Below are 19,320 nucleotides of genomic sequence, written 5' to 3'. Positions count from 1 at the left end.
TTCGTGATCACGCAACACCCCTGCGTCACAGTGGTCTGCATGACTGAGCGTATTCCTGCCCCTGCCCAGCGTCCCCACCGCCACCACTGGCGCCGCGACGTCGTCGAACTCGCCGCTCTCTTCTGCGCCGTCGCGGTCGCCGACGCCATCGCCAATCTCGTCGTGCACGGCCCCCGCGGCCCGGTCCTGCTCGTCGCCTCGGCCGTCGCGCTCCTGGTCACGGCGGCGTTCCACACCTGGTGGGCACGCCGCCACAGCCATGCGCCGCCGCCCACGGACACCGGCCTCCCGGACCCGGCCACGGGTACCGGGACGGTCGCGGAGGCGGCCGGTACGACCGGTCCCGACGGTACGGACACCCCGCCCGCCGCCGCCCTGTGGCGGATGCGGACCACCGTGCGCGACGAGCCCGGCAGCCTCGCCGCGCTCTGCACCGCGCTGGCCGGCCGCGGGGTCGACATCCTGACCCTGCAGACGCACCCCCTGCCCGAGGGCGGCACGGTGGACGAGTTCCTGCTGCGCGCCCCGCAGCAGCTCCCCTCCGCCGACCTCACCCGGGCCATCTCCGGCGCCGGCGGCCACAGCACCTGGATCGAGCGCGCCGACGCCCACGACCTGGTCGACACCCCGACCCGGGTCCTGGGGCTGGCCACCCGCACCGCACTGGACGCCGCCGAGCTGCCGCTCGCCCTGCGCCAGCTGCTCGGCCGCTGCACCATCCACTCGATCCCGGCGACCACCCTCTCCGGGCGCCCCAACACCGGCGCCGACGCGCCCGTGGAAGGCGTCCTGGAGGCCACGGTCATGAAGCTGCGCGACCCTTCCGGCGGTGCGATCACCATCGAGCGGCCGTACCTGCCCTTCACCCCGACCGAGTTCGCGCGCGCCCGCGCCCTCGTCGAGCTGGACGCCCGGCTCGGGCCGCGGGTCCCGCGCAGCCGGGACGTACTGACCCTCCCCGAGGGCAACGAGATCACCGTCCGCCGCGCCGACGGCTCCGACCTGCCCGCGGCCCGCGCCATGCACGACCGCTGCTCGGAGCGCACCCTCGCCCTGCGGTACCACGGCCCCGTCGCCGACGCCGACCGCTACCTCGGCCACCTGCTGAGCCCGCGCTTCGGCCGCACCCTCGCCGCGACCACCGCCTCCGGCAAGCTCGTCGCCCTCGGCCACCTGCTCTGGGACGGCGACGAGACCGAGGTGGCGCTGCTCATCGAGGACGACTGGCAGCGCCGCGGCATCGGCTCCGAGCTGCTGGGCCGACTGATCGCGATGGCCGTCGAGGCCGGATGCGACAGCGTGTACGCCGTCACCCAGGCCCACAACACCGGCATGGTCGCCGCCATGCGCGGTCTCGGCCTCCCCCTCGACTACCAGATCGAGGAGGGCACCCTGGTGATCACGGCCCGGCTCGACGCCACCCCGGTCAGCTCCCGGCTGCCGTATGAGCTCCCGTACGAGCTCCCGGGCGAATCCCGCGGCCTGCCCCGCGGCCGGCAGTGAGCTAGACCCCCGCGCCGACCCCGGCGCCGACCGCCGCGCCAGCCCCGACCCCGACCCCGACTCCGGCCCCCTCCCGGGCCATCGCCCGGTCCAGCGCCTGGTCCAGATCGGCCCAGAGGTCGTCCACGTCCTCCAGCCCGACCGACATGCGCAGCAGCCGGTCGCTCACGCCCGAGGCGTGGCGGTCCCCCTCGGCCACGATGCGGTGGCTGATGGAGGCCGGGTGCTGGATGAGGGTGTCGACACTGCCCAGGCTGACCGCCGGGGTGATCAGCCGTACGGAGGCGATCACCTCGTGCGGGTCGCCGGCCGTCTCGAAGGCCACCATGGCTCCGCCGATCTTCGGGTAGTGCACGCGCAGCACCCGCGGGTCGGCCGCGAGCCGCCCGGCCAGCTCCGCGGCGCTCGCGGAGGCCGCCCGGACCCGTACGGGGAGCGTCGAGAGCCCCCGTAGCAGCAGGTAGGCGGCCAGCGGGTGCAGGACTCCGCCGGTGGCGAACCGCACCTGGCGCAGCTGCCGGGCGAACTCCTCGTCGCAGGCGACGACCCCGCCGAGCACGTCCCCGTGGCCGCCGAGGTACTTGGTGGCGCTGTGCAGCACCAGCCGGGCCCCGCTCTCGGCCGGCCGCTGCAGGACGGGCGTCGCGAAGGTGTTGTCGACCAGCAGCGGAACCTCCCCGCAGGCCTCGGCGGCGGCGCGCAGGTCGATCTCCGCGAGCGTCGGATTGGCGGGCGACTCGATCATGACGAGACCGGTGTCGGGCCGGATGGCGCCGGCGATGCCCTCCGGGTCCACCCAGGTCACGGTGGATCCCAGCAGGCCGCTGCTCAGCAGGTGGTCGCTGCACCCGTACAACGGCCGTACGGCGACCACGTGACGCAGCTCCTTCATCCCCCGCACCAGCAGGCACGCCGACAACGCGGCCATCCCGCTCGCGAAGGCGACGGCGCTCTCGGTGCCTTCGAGCCGGGCCAGGGCCGTCTCGAACCGGGCGGTGGTCGGATTGTCCAGCCGGGCGTAGACCGGCGGGCCCTCGGGCCGGGCTCCCGTCGTGGCGAACTCGTCGATGCGGGCGGCCTCCGCCCGGCTGTCGTACGACGGGTAGGTCGTCGACAGATCGAGCGGAGGCGCGTGCAGTCCGAGCCCGGCGAGGTCCTCGCGTCCGGCATGAACCGCTTCTGTGGCCAGTGACCGTCGTACGGTCGGGGCGTTCGTCTCCATGCGCCGTACTGTGCGCAGCGCGACGGCTCCGGCGGGAAATCTCCGTGCTACGTTCGGCCAATGTCCGAATCCGTCGCTCTGGACCCGGTCGATCTGCGGATTCTGCGCCTTCTACAGAACGACGCCCGGACCACCTACCGCGATCTGGCCGCCGAGGTCGGCATCGCCGCGTCGACCTGTCTGGACCGGGTCGCCCGGATGCGCCGCTGCGGAATCATCCTCGGCAACCGGCTCCAGCTCGATCCGGCCAAACTCGGGCGCGGGCTGGAGGCGCTGCTCCTCGTGCAGGTGCGTCCGCACCGGCGCGAGCTGATCGGTCCCTTCGTCGAACGCGTGCGCTCGCTGCCGGCGTCGCGGTCCGTCTTCCATCTGACGGGCCCGGACGACTACCTCGTCCACGTTGCCGTTTCCGATCCCGGCGAACTCCAGCGGCTGGTCCTCGACGAGTTCACCTCGCGCCGCGAAGTGGCCCGGGTGGAGACCCGACTGATCTTCCAGGAGTGGGACTGCGGCCCGCTGCTGCCCCCCACGGCAGCGGGCTGACGCTCTTCAGGTCAGCAGGCTGACGCTCTTTGGTGATGACGCGGACCCTTCGCGCATACGAAGATGTCCACATGTCAGACACCATCACCAGTGACAGCACCGCGCGGCTGCCCCGCCAGATCGCCGATGCCTACGTCGACGACCTCATCGCCCTCGACCCGATCACGGGCACCTACCTCGGTGTCGCCTCGAGCTCCGGCAAGCTCCCGGACCTCTCCCCGGCCGGCCAGGCGGCGACCGCCGAACTCTGCCGCACCACCCTCGCCAAGCTCGACGCCGCCGAGCTGCTGCCGGGCGCCGACAGCGAAGCCGAGCGCCGCTGCGCCCGCCTGCTGCGCGAGCGCCTCAACGCCGAACTCGCCGTTCTCGACGCCGACGAGGGCCTGCGCGCGGTCAGCAACATCCACTCCCCCGCGCACTCGGTCCGCGAGATCTTCTCCCTGACCCCGGCCGAGACCGACGAGGACTGGGCCGCGATCGCGGAACGGCTGCGCGCCGTACCGGCCGCGTACGCGGGCTACCGCGAGTCCCTCGCGCTCGGCCTGGACCGCGGCCTGTTCGGCAGCCCGCGCCCCACCGCCACCTTCATCGAGCAGCTCACCGGGTGGGCGGGCCAGGGCGAGGGCTCCGAGAGCGGGGGCAAGGGCGGCTACTTCGCGGAGTTCGCCGCCGCCGGCCCCCAGGCGCTGCGCGCCGAGCTCGACGAGGCCGCCGCCGCCGCGACCGCCGCCGTCGTGGAACTGCGCGACTGGGTACGGGACGTGTACGCCCCCGCGGTCGAGGGCAAGCCCGACCCGGTGGGCCGCGAGCGCTACGCGCTCTGGTCGCGCTACTTCAACGGCGCCGACCTGGACCTGGACGAGGCGTACGCCTACGGCTGGTCGGAGTACCACCGGCTGCTGGCGGAGATGAAGACCGAAGCCGCCAAGATCCTGCCGGGCGCCGGTCCGTGGGAGGCCCTCAAGCACCTCGACGAGCACGGCACCCACATCGAGGGCGTGGACGAGGTCCAGGCCTGGCTGCAGGGCCTGATGGACGAGGCCATCGAGAACCTCGACGGCACCCACTTCGAACTCGCCGACCGGGTCAAGCGCGTGGAGTCGCGGATCGCCCCTCCGGGCGGCGCCGCGGCCCCGTACTACACGAGCCCCTCGGAGGACTTCTCCCGTCCGGGGCGCACCTGGCTGCCGACGATGGGTGAGACCCGCTTCCCCGTCTACGACCTGGTGTCCACCTGGTACCACGAGGGCGTTCCGGGCCACCACCTCCAGCTGGCGCAGTGGGTGCACGTGGCGGACCAGCTCTCCCGCTACCAGGCCGGCATCGGTCTCGTCAGCGCCAACTGCGAGGGCTGGGCGCTGTACGCGGAGCGCCTGATGGACGAGCTGGGCTACCTCAAGGACGCCGAGCAGCGCCTCGGTTACCTGGACGCCCAGATGATGCGCGCCGCGCGCGTCATCGTGGACATCGGCATGCACCTGGGTCTGGAGATCCCGGAGCACTCGCCGTTCCACCCGGGCGAGCGCTGGACGGTCGACCTGGCGCAGGAGTTCTTCGGCCTGCACAGCGGCCGGCCGGGCGACTTCGTCGAGAGCGAGCTGACCCGCTACCTGTCGATGCCGGGCCAGGCCATCGGCTACAAGCTGGGCGAGCGCGCCTGGCTGCAGGGCCGTGACAACGCGCGTGCCGCGCACGGTGATTCCTTCGACCTGAAGGCCTGGCACATGGCGGCCCTGTCCCAGGGTTCGCTGGGCCTGGACGACCTGGTGGACGAGCTCTCGAAGCTCTGACCGCCGGGACACCTCTGACGCACGGCCGGGCCGGCTCCGCGTGGGAGCCGGCCCGGCCGTCCGTACGAGCGACGCCGCTGACCAGGTATGTCAGCCCGTTCCGCCCGCCGTGCGGTGGCGCACGACCGAGCCTCCGCGCTGCTTGACGATCTCCAGCTGGGCCTGCACCCGCGTCCGCAGGTCGGCGACGTGGCTCACGATGCCGACGCTGCGGTCGCGTTCGCGCAGCGAGTCCAGGACGTCGAGCACCTCGTCCAGCGCCTGGTCGTCGAGGCTCCCGAAGCCCTCGTCGATGAAGAGGGTGTCCAGCCGCATGCCGCCCGCCTCGTCGGTGACCACGTCGGCCAGGCCCAGCGCGAGGGCGAGCGAGGCGAAGAAGGTCTCGCCGCCGGAGAGCGTGGCGGTGTCCCGCTCGCTGCCGGTCCAGGCGTCGACCACGTGCAGCCCGAGCCCCGAACGCCCGCGTCCGCTCGCCCTGGCGTCGGAGTGCAGCAGGGTGTAGCGGCCGCCGGACATGCGCAGCAGCCGTACGGTCGCCGCGGCGGCGACCTGCTCCAGCCGGGCCGCGAGCACGTAGGCCTCCAGCCGCATCTTGCGCTCGTTGTCCGCGGAGGTGCCCGCGGTGAGCCCGGCCAGCCGGGCCACCCGTTCGTAGGCCTCGCGCAGCGGTCCCAGGGAGCGCAGCTCCCGCTCGGCCTGGAGGGAGAGCCCGTCGAGGTCCTTGCAGCGGACCCGGGCCGCGTCCACGGCGGACCCGGCCGTACGAAGCTTCGCGGCGGCCAGCGCCGCGTACGCCTCGGCCTCCTCCGGCGCGGCCGGGGGCAGGGCCGCCGCCGCGGCGGTGTCGGCCTCGCCGAGGCGGTCGGCCAGCATGGCCTCCTCCGCCTGCCAGGCGTCGGTGCGGCGTTGGAGCGCGCTGCGCTCGTACTCCGGGAGCACGGCGTCGGCCGCCTCCTCGGTGGTGTCGAAGCCGGCCTTGAAGGAGGCGTCGGCGAGCTGGCCGTCGGCCTCCTTCAGCCGGGCCGCGGTGGTCTCGGCCCGGCGCAGCGAGGCCGCCGCCGCCGTGACCATGCGGACCCGGTCCTCCAGGACTCCGGCGCGGGCCGCGACGCTGGGGGCGTCCGCCCGCACGAGGGCCAGCTCCGCTTCCAGCGAGGCCTGTTCCCGGTCGAGCGCCTCGCGGCGCGAAGCCCTGGCCGCGGCCCGTGCCTCGGCTTCGCTCAGCTCGGCGCCGCGCACGGCGTGCTCCCGCTCGGCGCGGGCCAGCCGCTCCCGGGCGGTGTGCAGTCCGGCGGCCGCGGCGTGCGCCTCGGCGTGCCGGGAACTCAAGCCGGAGGTGAGTTCCAGGAGTTCGGCGGTGGTGGCCTCCCCCGCGGCGGCCGCGGCCTCGGCGCGGGCCTCCCGGACGGCGGCCAGCCTGCGCTCGACGCCGGCCCTGCGCTCCTCGGCCCCCTCGAAGCGGGCGTGCGCCGCCTCCTCCGCGGCCCGGTCCACGTGACCGGGGGCGGGCCGGGCGGGAGCGGGGTGTTCCGCGGCCCCGCACACGGTGCAGGGCTCCCCGGCCACCAGGGCGGCGGCGAGCTCCGCGGCGATCCCGCGCAGCCGGGCCTCCTTGAGCTCCAGCCAGCGCTCCCGGGCGACGGCCGACTCCTCGCGCGCGGTGAGCAGTTCGCCCGAGGCCTGCTCCGCGTCGGCGTCGAGGGCGTCGCGCCGCCGGGCGGCGTGCAGGTGCAGCCGGGCGGGCTCCAGCTTGCCGGCGAGCTGCTCCGCCAGGGTCGCGGCCTGCTGGGCGGCGTCCGCGCGCCCGGCGAGCTCGGTCCGGGTGGCGTCCCAGCGGCCGAGCCACTCGGCGGTCTCGTGCTGCTGCTCCTCGGCGGCTCGGGACTCCCTTTCCAGGTCGGCCCGTTCGCGGCCGATCTCGGCGCTGCGCTGCTCGGTGCGGCGGGCGGCTCCGAGGGCTCCCAGATCCTCGCGCAGCCGCTGCTCGACCGCGGCCAGCTGCTCGGTCCCCGCCTCGGCGAGCTGCGGCGGCAGCTCCGCCCGGGCCACGGACTCCGCGTGCGCGGCGGCCATGTGGGCGCCGGCGGCGGCTCCGCGCAGCTCCAGGGCGGGGGCGACGAGGGCGCCGCGCCGGGCCCGGTCGAGCAGGGCGCGCACCCGCTCCCGCTCCGGACCGGACTCGGTGAGCAGGGCCGCCCGACGGGTGGTCTCCGCGTGCCGGTGCTGCAACCGGTGGAGCTCCCGCGCCTCCTCGGCGGCCCGCCGGGCGGCGTGGTAGCGCCCCTCGACGGCGGCGAGGGCGTACTCGGCGACGGTGAGCCGCTCCCGGGCGGAGCAGCGCGCGACGGCGGCCCAGGCGCGGATCGCCCCGGCCAGCCCGGGGTCGCCCGGCTGGTGCCGGGGCAGCGGCCAGGCGCGCAGGTCGGCGGCGTCCCCGGCGGCCTGGGCGAGCCGCTGGGCGGTGTGCAGCACCTGCTCGTCTCCGGCGCGGACCTTGGCCTCGGCGGCGCGGCGGCGCTCGCCGAGCAGGGTTTCGACGGCGGCGAAGCGGCGGGTGTCGAAGAGCCGGCCGAGCAGCCGGCCGCGCGCGGCCTCGTCGGCCCGCAGGAAGCGCGCGAACTCTCCCTGGGGCAACAGCACGACCTGGCAGAACTGCTCGCGGCTCATGCCGAGCAGCTGCTCGATCTCCTCGCCGATCTCCTGATGGGACCGGCTCAGCGCGCTCCAGCCCTCCCCGTCGTACTCGCGCAGCCAGCTCTGCGCCTTGTCCTTCGTCGTCCCGGTGCCGCGCTTCTTGGGCCGGTCCTGTTCGGGGCGCCGGGTGATCTCCAGGCGCCGGCCGCCCGCGGTGAGTTCGAGGGTGATCTCGGTCGGGGTGTCGGACGCCGCGTGGTCACTGCGCAGACTGGTACCCGGGGCCTGCCGGGAACCGGGCACGGACCCGTACAGGGCGTAGCAGACGGCGTCCAGGACGGAGGTCTTGCCCGCGCCGGTGGGACCGTGCAGCAGGAAGATCCCGGCGCCGGAGAGCGCGTCGAAGTCGATCTCCTGGGGCTCGGCGAAGGGCCCGAAGGCGGTGATGCGCAGCCGGTGCAGCCTCATCGGTGGGTCTCCTGCCGGCTGTCCTCGGTGCGTACTTCGTCGAAGGCGCCCTGGAGCACGGCCCGTTCGGCCTCGTCGGAGAAACCGCCGCCCCCGCGCACATGGGCGACGAAGTCCTCGGCGATCTCCTGGTCGCTGCGGCCCTTGAGCCGCTGGGCGTAGGAGCCCGCGCCGTCCTCGGTGCGGCCCTCGGGGTCGAAGGCCAGGCTGAGGGTGTGCGGGAAGCGGACGGCGAGCCGGGCCATGGGGTCCTCGGGCCGGACGGGGTCGGTGAGGGTGGCTTCCAGCCAGGAGTCCTCGTACCGGGCGTACGAGCCCTCGGACAGCAGCTCCTCCAGGGGTCCCCGGACCCGGGCGAGGCGGCGCGGCACGGGGGTGTCGACGCGCTCGGCGCTCAGGATCTCCCCCTCCCCGCCCAGCTCGACGAGCCACATGCTCTTGCGGTGGTCGGCTTCGGAGAAGGAGTAGGCGAGCGGGGAACCGGAGTAGCGGACCCGTTCGTTGATCGTCTGGCAGCCGTGGAGGTGGCCGAGGGCGGCGTAGTCGACCCCGTCGAAGACGGAGGCCGGCACGGCCTCGACCCCGCCGACGGTGATGTCGCGCTCGCTGTCGCTGGCCTGCCCTCCGGTGACGAAGGCGTGCGCGAGGACGACGGAGCGGGTCCCGGGCGCGCGCCCCGCCAGATCCGCCCGGATCCGGTCCATGGCCGCGCCCAGCACGGCCTCGTGGCTCACCTTGCCCGCGCCGAACTCGTCCCTGACCAGCGCGGGCTCCAGGTACGGCAGCCCGTACAGCGCCACGTCACCGTGTACGTCGGCCAGCACCACGGGGTCGGCGCACCCGGCGGGGTCGGTCCGCAGGTGGATCCCGGCCCGCCCGATCAGCCCGGCCCCGACACCGAGGCGGCGGGCGGAGTCGTGGTTCCCGGAGATCATCACGGTGGGCACGCCGAGGTCGGCGAGCCGGTGCAGGGCCCGGTCGTAGAGCTCCACGGCGGGCAGCGGGGGCACGGCACGGTCGTACACGTCACCGGCGACGAGCACGGCGTCGACCTCGTGCTCCCGCACGGTCTCGACGAGGTGATCGATGAAGGCGGCCTGGGCCCCGAGCAGGTTCACCCGGTGGAAGGACCGGCCGAGGTGCCAGTCGGAGGTGTGCAGGAATCTCATGAAATCGCTCTGACCTGCACGTTTACCCCTACTGCGCCTCAAAAGTCAGCACGAACCAGCACGGGGGCCCGCCATCAACGCTTGCCACGCTAACCCATGGCGCCCCCTGATCCACCACAGTCACCTCAGATCACCCCGAAAATTGGAGGTCAATTCTCACTACGCCGAAGCACCTCGGCCACAGCGGCACGCCCGGCTCGCGCACGAGGGTGTTGCCGTGGGCGAAGCAGATCAGCCGCGGTGATGGCGGTGAGCGCGGCATGTTCGAGGGATACCAGGTCGACGATCAGCGGAGACGGTCGCGGATGTGGGCCCGGGTGAAGGCGGCTCGCAGGCCCGGTTCGTCCCACCCGTTGTCGGTGCCACGCAGGGCCACGATGCGTGCAGGGGACGCGGCGTCTATCGGGGCGAGTCGGTCGGGGCGTCCGTTCCGTGGTCCATGGCGTTGGGCCTCAGGGCTGGCGGGGGGGGTGGGGTGCGCGCAGCGCGATGAGGGCGGTGTTGTCGCTGGCCGGGCGAAACGGCCCGCACCACTTCGCCATCACAGCCCAGGGCCGGAGATGCGATTTCCTCATCCTGCAGGAACAGGACCGAACCGAACACATCCCCCACGAAAAGGGAACTCGCGGACGACGAGAAGCACTCCTGGGTCAGGATCCCTCGCGACGCCCCGTCTCCTACACCGACGCCGATGGTGGCGTGACCACGACGGAGTACGACCTGCTCGGCCGGAAGGTCAAGTCGGGCAGCAACGTGCCCTCCACGGTGACCTACAGCCACGACCACGCGGTCGAGCCCCGCGGTCTCGTCACCAAGGCCGTCGACTCCGTGGCCGGCAGGTTCACGGGGTCGTACGACCCGGACGGCGCACTCGTCGGGGAGAAGCTGCCCGGCGGCTATTCCCTCAAGCAGGCCTTCGACCCGAACGGCACCCCCGTCGAGCGCACCTACACGCGTGACAGCGACGGCGTGATCGTGCAGTCCGACATCACCACCCGCTCCATCCACGGACAGGTGACCACGGACGCGCAGAACTCGGGGCAGACCTACGGCTACGACGCGATCGGCCGGCTCACCTCGGTGGCCGACACCGCTGAGACGGTCTGCACCAAGCGCGACTACGCCTTCGACAAGCGGTCCAACCGCACGTCCCTGGTCACCGCCACCGGCACTCCCGGGCTGGACTGCCCGACCACCGGCGGCACGACCACCACGTCCACCTACGACAGTGCCGACCGCTTGAACGGCGCCGGCTACACCTACGACGCCTTCGGTCGCACCACTGCCAAGCCCGGCAACGTGACCCTCGGCTACTTCACCAACGACCGGATCCAGCAGGAGACGGTCGGCGGCCAGCGCCAGACCTGGAAGATCGACAGCTCCAAGCGCATCCGCTCCTGGACGGTCGAATCCGGCAGCGGCAGCACCTGGGCCCAGACCCAGTCGAAGACCAACCACTACGACTGCGGCTGCGACAGGCCGAGCTGGGTCGTGGAGGACTCCGCCACCGGAACGGTCACCCGCAACGTCGACTCCATCGGCGGCGGCCTGGCGGCCACCACCAGCAAGACCGGCAACACGGTCCTCCAGCTCACCGACATCCACGGCGACGTGGCACTGCTGCCACTGGACACCTCCGTCGCGCCGACGCTCCTCGACACCGACGAGTACGGCAACACGCGTGCCAGCACTCCGTCGGCACGCTACGACTGGCTGGGCAGCCAGCAGCGTTCCGGCGACACCCTGTCCGGGCTGACCTTGATGGGCGCCCGGGCGTACGACCCGAAGACCGGACGGTTCCTCCAGTCCGACGCGGTCGTCAACGGCGGCGCGAACGCCTACGGCTACCCGGCCGACCCCATCACCATGTACGACCTGGGCGGCAAGTGGTGGTGGTCGGAAAGCACCTGGTGGAAGATCGCCAAATGTGTCTACGCCATCCTCGAGCTCGCCATGTGGGCGGGCGGTGTCGGCTGGCTGATGAAGGCGGCCAAGATCGGACAGGCGGTGCGCATCATCCGGTCGGTCGGCTTCAGCCGCCTGTACAACCTGCTCAAGGCACTGCGGAACACCCCGCGCCGCATCTGGTGGAGGACCGGCATGTACTACGGAGGCGCGCTGTTCTCGGCGTTCAGCGTCTTCATGGGCTTCTCCTCGGTGCAGGAGGACTGCTGGGACGCCTTCAGGTAGGAGGCGCTCGTCGCTGAACGAGCCCCCGCCCCACAGATGAACCCCGGTCCGGGGACCCGCGCCGCGGGTCCCCGGACCGGCCACCTCACCCCCACGGATCGGACGTACACGTGTCCCCCGGCACATGGAAGACCGCCGGACTCGGCGCGCTCGCCGCCGCATGCGTCATCACCGCCGCCTTCCTGGTGATGGCGGCCCGCGCGGCCCGCAAGAAAACCCCCCGGGGTCTGCGACCCCGCCTGTCCTTCTCGGCACCGGTCGCGGCGGCATCCGCCCTGGGCGTCCTCCTCGGCGCACTGGCCACAGACCGCACGCTCCACTTCGGCATGGACGAGCTGAAGACCCTTCCGATCCCCTTGACCGCGGGTCTCGCGGCAGATGCCCTGCTGCGCTCCCGTTCTCCCCTCCACGCTAACGCCTCCCCGGCGTGGCCCCGTCTCCTTCGTCCCCCAGCCCCCTCGTCCCCCGGCCGCTCAGGACGCGTACGTCTCCCCGCCCGGGGTCAGGGTGGCGCTCCCCGCGGTGCTGTCGGCCAGCCACGCCTCGAAGGCGGGCAGGTCGGCCTCGGGCAGGGCGATCTCGATCTCCACGGCGGCCCCGTAGCGCACGTCGATCACGGTCCTGCCGGTGGAGCGCAGGTCGTTCTCGGTCTTGCCGGCCCGCTGGTGGTCGACGGTGACGGTGACCAGCCGGTACCGGTGCCGGGTGACGGTGCCGAGCACGTCGAGCGCCTCCCCGACGACCCCGCCGTAGGCGCGGATGAGCCCGCCGGCGCCGAGCTTCACGCCGCCGTAGTAGCGGGTGACGACGGCGACGGCGTAGCGGATGTCCCGGCGCGTGAGCATCTGCAGCATCGGCACCCCGGCGGTGCCGCCGGGCTCGCCGTCGTCACTGGCCTTCTGCACGGAGGCATCGGCGCCGATGACGTAGGCGTAGCAGTTGTGCGAGGCGGTGGGGTGCTCCTTGCGGATCCGGGCGACGAACTCCTGCGCCTCCCGCTCGGTCGCCGCGGGCGCGAGCGCGCACAGGAACCGGGAGCGGTTGATCTCGGACTCGTGCACACCCTCACGGGCCACCGTCACGTACTGGTCTGCCTTCACCCGTCCACCCTAATCCGTGGTCAAGGACGGTCCGGCCGGAGGAGAACCGGGCGGGCCGGTCGTCAGCGGGGCATCGCAGCCGAGGTAGAACGGCTCCACGAGGTCGTCCGAGGTGCCTGGGCCCACCAGCTGCCGCCGGTCGAGGACGCACTCGGCAAACAGATGCTCGCCCTCGTGGTCCAGCCGGTAGCCGCCTGCACCGCCACCGACAACCTGGCGGACGCGGTCGAGGAGGTGTTCCCTCAGCACCCGGACGCTGAGGTCATCCTCAGCTTTCCCGGCCTCGGCGCCCAGCTCGGCGCCCGGCCCCACCTGGCAGTCTGATCGGGCGCGTGAGCATGCCCATTTCACCGACGCCTCTCAGGCGTGACCGGCTCATGCCATGATCGGCGGATGAGCGAGTACTCCTGGCCCGGGGAGAACGGCAGGCGCATTCCCGACGCGGCCTCAGCCTGGACCGAGACCGTCCGCGTTCTGCCCGTCGGTAACCGCATCACCGGTGAGGTCGTCGGCCGGCAGCCCTTCGGTGTCTTCCTCTCCATCGACGACCACCCCGACGCCATGGGCCTGGCCAGGATCGACAGGATGCCCAGGTGCATGGAGCTGCCGACCGTGGGGCAGCGTGTCACCGGCGAGGTCGTCTGGCATGCCGACCACAACCACCAGGTGGGGGTCATGCCCGGCGAGTGGGCCGAGCACGAAGACCTACTGCCGCGCTGGGCGTTCCCGCCCAGCCCCACCCAGCCTTTCGCCGGCCCTGCATGATCCGAAAGGCAGGACCTAGCGGGGCAGCCGGCCCACCACGGCACGGAACCGCTCCCGCCCTGCCGTCGCGCTCGCGTCCCACAGACCTGCGGCGTCACCGCTCAGCGACAGGGACTGGAGCCGCTGCTCATCGGCGAGAAAACTTGCGCCCACCGCATTCTGGTCCAGCATCCCCATCGCGGTGAGCGCCGCATGGCCGCAGGACACCGCGTCATCAGCGCTGCCCGAACCATTGGCCAGCAGGGCATATCGCAGGCCGAGGGCGCCGAAGAACGCGTAGGTGTCGGCGACACCGGTGATCCCCTCCTCGTGCGGCTGGAGCTCCGGAAACCGCTCCAGCAGGCGCACGCGCTCGGCGACGTCGGCAAGTGGCCGGTCGGCATGCCAAAGACCGCTCACGGACTCCACATAGAGGTCCACGTCGGCTTCCCGCCCCGATACGCCCGCCCGCAGTCCCACGAACAGCGGCGCCATGCGTTCGGCACAGGCGGCGACATACAGGCGGACCGCGTCGCCGGGCCCGTCACGAAGCGCCGCCTCGACGGTCCCCTCCACCAGAGTCTCCACGTCCCGCCCTCATCCCGTTGGAACAGATCGACAGGCTACACAGCGGGCCGGGCGCCACAGCCTGACGAGTGGGGCCCTGAGGCGTCTACGGGAATCCGACATGCGTCTTTTCCGTTGATCGGGTGGGCGGCGATCAGCGGCCAGACACAGCACCAGCGCAAGCACCAGCACCAGGAGGCGGCACACGTGTACGGCGATCCGGCAACCATCCGCAAGGTCCTCACCGAGCTCGGCGACACCTGGGCCGTGGTGGGCCTGTCCAACAACCGGGACCGGGCCGCGTACCGCGTGGCCGAGGTCCTCCAGCGGTACGGCAAGCGCGTGATCCCCGTGCACCCCAAGGCCGAGACGGTCCACGGCGAGCAGGGCTATCCCTCGCTGGAGGCGATCCCGTTCGAGGTGGACGTGGTGGACGTCTTCGTGAACAGCTCGCTGGCGGGCACGGTCGCCGACGAGGCCGTCGCGAAGGGGGCGGAGGCCGTCTGGTTCCAGCTGGACGTGATCGACGAGGCCGCCTTCGCCCGTACCCGCGCGGCCGGCCTGGACATGATCATGGACCGCTGCCCGGCGATCGAGATCCCCGCTCTCTGAAGCCCGGTGGGGCCCCACGGGCCCGCCCCGCCTTCAACCCTTTCAACGCGGCTCACGTATCCAAACCGCCCAAACGGTACGAATACTTGAGACCGCGCCTCCCCGTCGGGGTCTGCCGCGCACCTCGGACCGACCCCGACCAGGGAGCCCCGCCGTGATCAGTCGTGCCCACAGCCAGCCCCACGGCCAGTCCAGCATCCGCAGGCGGGACGGGCGGCGCTCGACGCGATAGCGGGCTACCACGACGAGAGCGCCGGGGCCGGCGCCCCGGGGAGCGCCGATCCGGCAGACGCCGCCGCTCACGCCCCCACGGCCGCCGCCTTCTACGCCCACTTCGCGCGGGCCCTCCAAGGCGCGGACCGCACCCGGGTGGAGCTGGCCGCCGAAGCCGCCTGGCCGGCGGCCCGCAAGAGGATCCTGCCCTTCGCCGACGAGCTCGTACGGCTCCCGCACGCGGCCGGGCTGCGGACGGTGCTGATCTCGGGGAGCCCGTACGAGATCGTCCGGCGCGCCGCGGCCGAACTCGGCATCGGCGAGGCCCACGGCACGCGGGCCGAGTTCCGGCGCGGCCGCTGCACCGGAGCCCTCACCACCACCCCGGCCCTGCCCGGTGGCAAGCGCGCGGCCCTGCGCACCGCGACCAGGGGCGGCCCCGTGGACCGCCGGAGCTCCTTCGCCATCGGGAACTCCCCCTCCGACGCCGAGGTGTTCGAGCAGGCCGGACTGGCCGTGGCCTTCGAACCGGACCCGGTGCTGCGGGGCTGGGCGATGGACCGGGACTGGATCACGGCCGACCGGCGCGACGTGCTGGCCGTCTGCCAGGACCTGATCGCGACGCACCCGGTGCTCGGCGCGACGAACCGGGACGCCGACGCCGACGCCGACGCGGGGGTCGCCGGCCCGCGCTGACCGCTCACCGGGGCCCGGCCAACCCTCCGCCTACGCGTGGGCGGTCACCGGAGGGATGGAGACCGCCATCGTCATCTCCATAGGCGCGGCCCCCTCGTTGCGATAGGCGTGCGGGGCGTCCGCCTCGAAGGAGACGGCCCCGCCGGCCGGTACCGCGTACGTCTCGTCGGCGACCAGCAGCGTCAGTTCCCCGGCGGTGACGTGCAGCATCTCGAAGGTGCCCGGCGGGTGCGGGTCCGAGGCGGTGCCCTCGCCGGGCTCGAGCCGGTAGGTCCACATCTCCACCGGCCCGCGGCGGTCGTCGCCGAGCAGCATGCTCGCGCCGCTGCCGCCCTCGGTGGACCACATCCGCACCCCCTGCCCCGGCAGGACCACCTGCACCCGCGGACCGCGGTCATGGTCGAGCAGGGTGGTGATGCTGACGCCGAGCGCGTCGGCCAGTTTGACCGTCGTGCCGACACTGGGGTTCGTACGTGCCTGCTCGATCTGGATGATCATGCCGCGGCTCACCCCCGCGCGGGCGGCGAGCGCCTCGAGGGTGAACCCGCGCTCCCCGCGCCAGCGCTTGAGGTTGCGGCCCAGTGCCTGGGTGAGCTGTTCGAGGTCCGACACCGTTCCATCCACTCCGTACAATATTCTGGATGACAGAGTTCACTAGACTGAACTATCGTGCGCTGTACTCCACGGTGTACTCCACCGTTCAACGCACTGTACTGCGAGGCCCGCCATGACCGCCCTGTTCGCCCTGGCCACCGCCGTCCTGTGGGGCCTCGCCGACTTCGGCGGCGGGCTGCTGACCCGCCGGATACCGGCCCTCACGGTGGTCGTGGCCTCCCAGATCCTCGCCGTCCTCGTCCTCGGCACGGTGGTCCTGGGCACCGGTGCGTGGCGGGAGGCGGGACCGCAGCTCTGGTTCGCGGTGGGGGCGGGGCTGGTGGGGCCGGTCGCGATGCTCAGCTTCTACAAGGCGCTCGCCCTCGGCCCGATGGGCGTGGTCTCCCCGCTCGGATCCCTCGGCGTGGTGGTGCCGATGGCCGCCGGGCTGCTGCTGGGCGAGCGCCCCGGAGCCGCCCAGCTCGCCGGGATCGCGGTGGCCGTGGTGGGCATCGTCCTCGCCGGCGGCCCCGAGTTGCGCGGCGCTCCCGTCCAGCGGCAGGCCGTCGTCCTCACCCTCGTCGCGGCCTTCGGCTTCGGCGCGGTGATGGCCCTGATCGCCCCCGCCTCCTCCACCGTGCCCGGCCTGTTCCTCGCGCTGTTCGTCCAGCGCGTCACCAACGTCGCCGTCGGCGGCACGGCCCTGTGGGTGCGGACCCGGCGCGGCGTCCCGGCCCTCCCGGCGGGTACGGGCGGCCGGCGGATCCTGTGGAGCCTGCTGCCGGCGCTCGCCTTCGTCGGACTGGCCGACGTCGCGGCGAACGGCACCTACTCGATCGCAGCCCAGCACGGCCCGGTCACCACCGCCGCCGTACTGTCCTCCCTCTACCCGGTGATCACCGCCCTGGCCGCCTTCGCCGTCCTCAAGGAACGCCTGCGCACCGTCCAGGCGGCGGGCGCGGGCCTGGCCCTGGCAGGCACGGTCCTCCTCGCGGCGGGCTAACGCCCTCCCGGGCACCCGTTCCGCTGCTCGCGGGCGCCCGCCGCGTTCACTCCTGCTCCGACACGTCCGCCAAGGCGCCCAGGGCGCGCAGTTGCTCCGGGGTCACGCCGTCGGGGATCGGGACCGGGGCCGGGGTGCGCAGGGGGGGCTGCCAGCCCGTCTCGGGGCCCCAGCGGCGGACGATCCGCGCGGGGGCCCCCGCCACCACGGCGTGGTCCGGGACCTCGCCCCGTACGACGGCCCCCGCCGCCACCACGACGTTGCGGCCGAGCCGCGCGCCGGGCAGGATCACCGCTCCGGTCCCCAGCCAGCAGCCCGGGCCGATCTCCACCGGGGCGCTGCGCGGCCACTGCTTGCCGACGGGCTCGTGCGGGTCGTCGTAGCTGTGGTTGGTGGAGGTGATGTACACCCCGGGACCGCAGAAGGTGTCGTTGCCGATCGTGATCCGGGTGTCGGCGATGACGTGGCTGTCCCGGCCGATGACCACGCCGTTGCCCAGGACCAGCATCGGCTCCGCACCGAGGTCGAGGTCCGGCATCATCCCGGCCGTGAGCGTGACCTGTTCCCCGATGATGCAGTGGTCCCCGAGCCTGATCCAGGGCTCGCCGAAGACCGTGCCCTGCGGGAACGCGAGCCGGGTGCCGTGCCCGATCGCGCCGAAGCGCAGCCCTCCGGGGGTCTGGGCGGTGACCGCGCCGGCCCGCTGCATCCAGCGCCAGCCCGCGTGGACCGCGCGCCCGGCGAGCCGGCGGCGCAGGCCCGCGAGGGAGGAGAGCGCCGTCAGAGAAGAGAGAGAAGAGAACGTGTTCTGGTTCTTCGCCACCGGGTCACCGTAGCGCGCCGGGAGCCCGGGCCGCGCCGTGATCTTCACCCCATCCCCGCGGGCCCGGGGGCGTGGCCTACGGTTTCCGGTAGCGCGACGCGACGTACCGGAAGAGGAAGAGATCACATGACGCAGCAGGCGGCCCAGGCACTCGTGATGGGTGTCGGCGGGAAGAACCCCGAGATCGACCCGACGGCGTTCACCGCTCCCACCTCCGTCGTGGTCGGGGACGTGACCCTCGGCGCGGGCGCGAGCATCTGGTACTCGGCGGTGCTCCGCGCGGACTGCGGTCCCATCACCCTCGGCGCCGACAGCAACGTGCAGGACAACTGCACCGTGCACGTGGACCCCGGTTTCCCGGTCTCCATCGGCGAGCGCGTCTCCATCGGTCACAACGCCGTCGTGCACGGCTGCACGGTCGAGGACGACTGCCTGATCGGGATGGGCGCGACGGTGCTCAACGGCGCGGTGATCGGGGCCGGGTCGCTGGTGGCCGCCCAGGCGCTGGTCCCGCAGGGCATGATCGTCCCGCCGGGTTCGCTGGTCGCGGGCGTGCCGGCGAAGGTGCGGCGCGAGCTGACCGCGGAGGAGCGCGAGGGCATCAAGGTCAACGCGCTCATGTACACCGAACTGGCCAAGCAGCACGGAGCCTCGGTGGCCGCGGGCGCGTAACGGGCGCGGCCCGGCACTCGCTCCCCGCCCGCGGGGAGCGAGTGCCGGGCCGGGAGCGAGCCCCTCAGTCGGTGCGTACGGCCGGGGCGGCCGCGGCCTGCTCCGGCACCGGAGCAGCCGCGTCCGCGGCCCCGTCCGCGCCGGCCTCGGCCCGCGCCGCCGCTGCCGCCTTCTTCATCCGTCCGCGCACCACCAGGGTCATGGCAAGCCCGCAGACGAGGGCCAGGGCGAGGGCCACCCACGAGAACCCCTTCAGCCACGGCTCGGCGACGATCCCGATCGAGTAGATGACGGCCGTCGTCCCGCCCGCCCACAGGATCCCGCCGAGGACGTTCGCGATGAGGAACCGCCAGTAGGGCATGTGCAGGACGCCCGCCAGCGGCCCCGCGAAGATCCGCAGCAGCGCCACGAACCGCCCGAAGAAGACGGCCCACATGCCCCACTTCTCGAAGGACCGCTCCGCCATGGCCACCTGGTCCGGCCCGAAGTGCTTGGGGAAGCGCCGGCCCAGCCGCTCCAGCATCGGCTTCCCGCCCTTGCGCCCGATCGCGTAGCCGATCGAGTCGCCCACGATCGCCCCGGTGGTCGCGCAGATGCCCAGCACCACGGGGTCGATGTGCCCCTGCTGCGAGGCCAGCAGCGCCGAGCTGACCAGAACGATCTCCCCCGGCAGCGGGATGCCGAGGCTTTCCAGTCCGATGACGAGCCCCACCAGGAGGTAGATGCTGACCGCCGGAATCGTCTCCAGCCATTCCTGGATGTGCACCGGTACGTCCT

17 protein-coding genes and 1 pseudogene are annotated in these 19,320 nt (G+C 73.1%); 10 read left to right on the top strand and 8 right to left on the bottom strand.

The window, feature by feature from the left end:
• The first annotated feature begins 39 nt into the window (after nucleotides 1-39).
• Nucleotides 40-1,503: a GNAT family N-acetyltransferase gene (locus OG730_RS34495; protein WP_327307897.1), complete on the top strand. Its 1,464-nt coding sequence runs from the start codon at nucleotides 40-42 to the stop codon at nucleotides 1,501-1,503.
• Between the two features lies 1 nt (nucleotide 1,504).
• On the opposite strand, the gene OG730_RS34490 is transcribed toward OG730_RS34495, so the two are convergent.
• Nucleotides 1,505-2,725, bottom strand: a complete 1,221-nt coding sequence (locus OG730_RS34490; protein WP_327307896.1) for a trans-sulfuration enzyme family protein — start codon at nucleotides 2,723-2,725, stop codon at nucleotides 1,505-1,507.
• A gap of 60 nt (nucleotides 2,726-2,785) precedes the next feature.
• Between OG730_RS34490 and OG730_RS34485 the strand changes: the two genes are divergently transcribed.
• Both OG730_RS34485 and OG730_RS34480 read left to right on the top strand, forming a co-directional pair.
• On the top strand, nucleotides 2,786-3,268 hold the full coding sequence (locus OG730_RS34485; RefSeq protein WP_327307895.1) for an Lrp/AsnC family transcriptional regulator: 483 nt from the start codon (nucleotides 2,786-2,788) through the stop codon (nucleotides 3,266-3,268).
• Nucleotides 3,269-3,339: 71 nt separating this feature from the next.
• Nucleotides 3,340-5,058, top strand: coding sequence for a DUF885 domain-containing protein (locus OG730_RS34480; protein WP_327307894.1), 1,719 nt, complete (start codon nucleotides 3,340-3,342; stop codon nucleotides 5,056-5,058).
• Nucleotides 5,059-5,148: 90 nt separating this feature from the next.
• Here OG730_RS34480 and OG730_RS34475 read toward each other — a convergent pair whose 3' ends face one another.
• Both OG730_RS34475 and OG730_RS34470 read right to left on the bottom strand, forming a co-directional pair.
• Complete coding sequence (locus OG730_RS34475; RefSeq protein WP_327307893.1) at nucleotides 5,149-8,160, bottom strand: AAA family ATPase; 3,012 nt, start codon at nucleotides 8,158-8,160, stop codon at nucleotides 5,149-5,151.
• Nucleotides 8,157-9,329, bottom strand: a complete 1,173-nt coding sequence (locus tag OG730_RS34470) for an exonuclease SbcCD subunit D (RefSeq protein ID WP_327307892.1) — start codon at nucleotides 9,327-9,329, stop codon at nucleotides 8,157-8,159. The genes OG730_RS34475 and OG730_RS34470 overlap by 4 nt, the downstream gene beginning before the upstream one ends.
• A gap of 699 nt (nucleotides 9,330-10,028) precedes the next feature.
• Between OG730_RS34470 and OG730_RS34460 the strand changes: the two genes are divergently transcribed.
• Entirely contained in the window at nucleotides 10,029-11,519 is a 1,491-nt protein-coding gene (locus OG730_RS34460; protein WP_327309545.1) for an RHS repeat-associated core domain-containing protein, read from the top strand.
• 473 nt (nucleotides 11,520-11,992) lie between these two features.
• Here the strand turns inward: OG730_RS34460 and OG730_RS34455 are convergent, their stop codons facing one another.
• Nucleotides 11,993-12,619 carry a YigZ family protein gene (locus OG730_RS34455; RefSeq protein ID WP_327307891.1) on the bottom strand — a complete coding sequence of 209 codons (627 nt, stop codon included), beginning with the start codon at nucleotides 12,617-12,619 and terminating at the stop codon, nucleotides 11,993-11,995.
• A 51-nt stretch (nucleotides 12,620-12,670) separates the two neighbouring features.
• On the opposite strand from OG730_RS34455, the pseudogene OG730_RS44370 reads away from it, so the two are divergent.
• Nucleotides 12,671-12,925, top strand: a pseudogene (locus OG730_RS44370) (IS110 family transposase); the annotation flags it as partial.
• An 87-nt stretch (nucleotides 12,926-13,012) separates the two neighbouring features.
• Nucleotides 13,013-13,384 carry a S1 domain-containing protein gene (locus OG730_RS34445; protein ID WP_327307889.1) on the top strand — a complete coding sequence of 124 codons (372 nt, stop codon included), beginning with the start codon at nucleotides 13,013-13,015 and terminating at the stop codon, nucleotides 13,382-13,384.
• Between the two features lie 15 nt (nucleotides 13,385-13,399).
• Here the strand turns inward: OG730_RS34445 and OG730_RS34440 are convergent, their stop codons facing one another.
• Complete coding sequence (locus tag OG730_RS34440; RefSeq protein WP_327307888.1) at nucleotides 13,400-13,951, bottom strand: hypothetical protein; 552 nt, start codon at nucleotides 13,949-13,951, stop codon at nucleotides 13,400-13,402.
• A 186-nt stretch (nucleotides 13,952-14,137) separates the two neighbouring features.
• Between OG730_RS34440 and OG730_RS34435 the strand changes: the two genes are divergently transcribed.
• Together OG730_RS34435 and OG730_RS34430 are read left to right on the top strand one after the other, a co-directional pair.
• On the top strand, nucleotides 14,138-14,542 hold the full coding sequence (locus OG730_RS34435) for a CoA-binding protein (RefSeq protein ID WP_327309544.1): 405 nt from the start codon (nucleotides 14,138-14,140) through the stop codon (nucleotides 14,540-14,542).
• Nucleotides 14,543-14,770: 228 nt separating this feature from the next.
• Nucleotides 14,771-15,451 (top strand): HAD family hydrolase, encoded by a 681-nt coding sequence (locus tag OG730_RS34430; RefSeq protein WP_327309543.1) that lies wholly within the window; start codon nucleotides 14,771-14,773, stop codon nucleotides 15,449-15,451.
• Nucleotides 15,452-15,481: 30 nt separating this feature from the next.
• Here OG730_RS34430 and OG730_RS34425 read toward each other — a convergent pair whose 3' ends face one another.
• A complete protein-coding gene (locus OG730_RS34425; RefSeq protein WP_327307887.1) occupies nucleotides 15,482-16,063 on the bottom strand; it encodes a helix-turn-helix domain-containing protein in 582 nt (193 codons plus the stop codon).
• A 115-nt stretch (nucleotides 16,064-16,178) separates the two neighbouring features.
• Between OG730_RS34425 and OG730_RS34420 the strand changes: the two genes are divergently transcribed.
• Nucleotides 16,179-17,048: an EamA family transporter gene (locus OG730_RS34420; protein ID WP_327307886.1), complete on the top strand. Its 870-nt coding sequence runs from the start codon at nucleotides 16,179-16,181 to the stop codon at nucleotides 17,046-17,048.
• 46 nt (nucleotides 17,049-17,094) lie between these two features.
• Here OG730_RS34420 and OG730_RS34415 read toward each other — a convergent pair whose 3' ends face one another.
• The gene (locus OG730_RS34415; RefSeq protein ID WP_442815118.1) at nucleotides 17,095-17,871 is read right to left on the bottom strand and encodes an acyltransferase; all 777 of its coding nucleotides are present in this window, start codon (nucleotides 17,869-17,871) and stop codon (nucleotides 17,095-17,097) included.
• A 126-nt stretch (nucleotides 17,872-17,997) separates the two neighbouring features.
• Between OG730_RS34415 and OG730_RS34410 the strand changes: the two genes are divergently transcribed.
• On the top strand, nucleotides 17,998-18,543 hold the full coding sequence (locus OG730_RS34410) for a gamma carbonic anhydrase family protein (protein ID WP_327307885.1): 546 nt from the start codon (nucleotides 17,998-18,000) through the stop codon (nucleotides 18,541-18,543).
• A 64-nt stretch (nucleotides 18,544-18,607) separates the two neighbouring features.
• Here OG730_RS34410 and OG730_RS34405 read toward each other — a convergent pair whose 3' ends face one another.
• Nucleotides 18,608-19,309, bottom strand: a complete 702-nt coding sequence (locus OG730_RS34405) for a DedA family protein (RefSeq protein WP_327307884.1) — start codon at nucleotides 19,307-19,309, stop codon at nucleotides 18,608-18,610.
• Between the last annotated feature and the right edge of the window lie 11 nt (nucleotides 19,310-19,320).

It is taken from the genome of Streptomyces sp. NBC_01298, from assembly GCF_035978755.1.
GTDB lineage: Bacteria > Actinomycetota > Actinomycetes > Streptomycetales > Streptomycetaceae > Streptomyces.
The sequence above is the reverse complement of the archived record's forward strand: the minus strand, read 5'-3'. Positions and strand labels throughout refer to the sequence as shown.

Excerpts from the sequence above, each read along its gene's own strand:
- OG730_RS34495 (WP_327307897.1), top strand. The coding sequence starts at position 40 with ATGACTGAGCGTATTCCTGCCCCTGCCCAGCGTCCCCACCGCCACCAC.
- OG730_RS34490 (WP_327307896.1), bottom strand. The coding sequence starts at position 2,725 with ATGGAGACGAACGCCCCGACCGTACGACGGTCACTGGCCACAGAAGCG.
- OG730_RS34485 (WP_327307895.1), top strand. The coding sequence starts at position 2,786 with ATGTCCGAATCCGTCGCTCTGGACCCGGTCGATCTGCGGATTCTGCGC.
- OG730_RS34480 (WP_327307894.1), top strand. The coding sequence starts at position 3,340 with ATGTCAGACACCATCACCAGTGACAGCACCGCGCGGCTGCCCCGCCAG.
- OG730_RS34475 (WP_327307893.1), bottom strand. The coding sequence starts at position 8,160 with ATGAGGCTGCACCGGCTGCGCATCACCGCCTTCGGGCCCTTCGCCGAG.
- OG730_RS34470 (WP_327307892.1), bottom strand. The coding sequence starts at position 9,329 with ATGAGATTCCTGCACACCTCCGACTGGCACCTCGGCCGGTCCTTCCAC.
- OG730_RS34445 (WP_327307889.1), top strand. The coding sequence starts at position 13,013 with ATGAGCGAGTACTCCTGGCCCGGGGAGAACGGCAGGCGCATTCCCGAC.
- OG730_RS34420 (WP_327307886.1), top strand. The coding sequence starts at position 16,179 with ATGACCGCCCTGTTCGCCCTGGCCACCGCCGTCCTGTGGGGCCTCGCC.
- OG730_RS34410 (WP_327307885.1), top strand. The coding sequence starts at position 17,998 with ATGACGCAGCAGGCGGCCCAGGCACTCGTGATGGGTGTCGGCGGGAAG.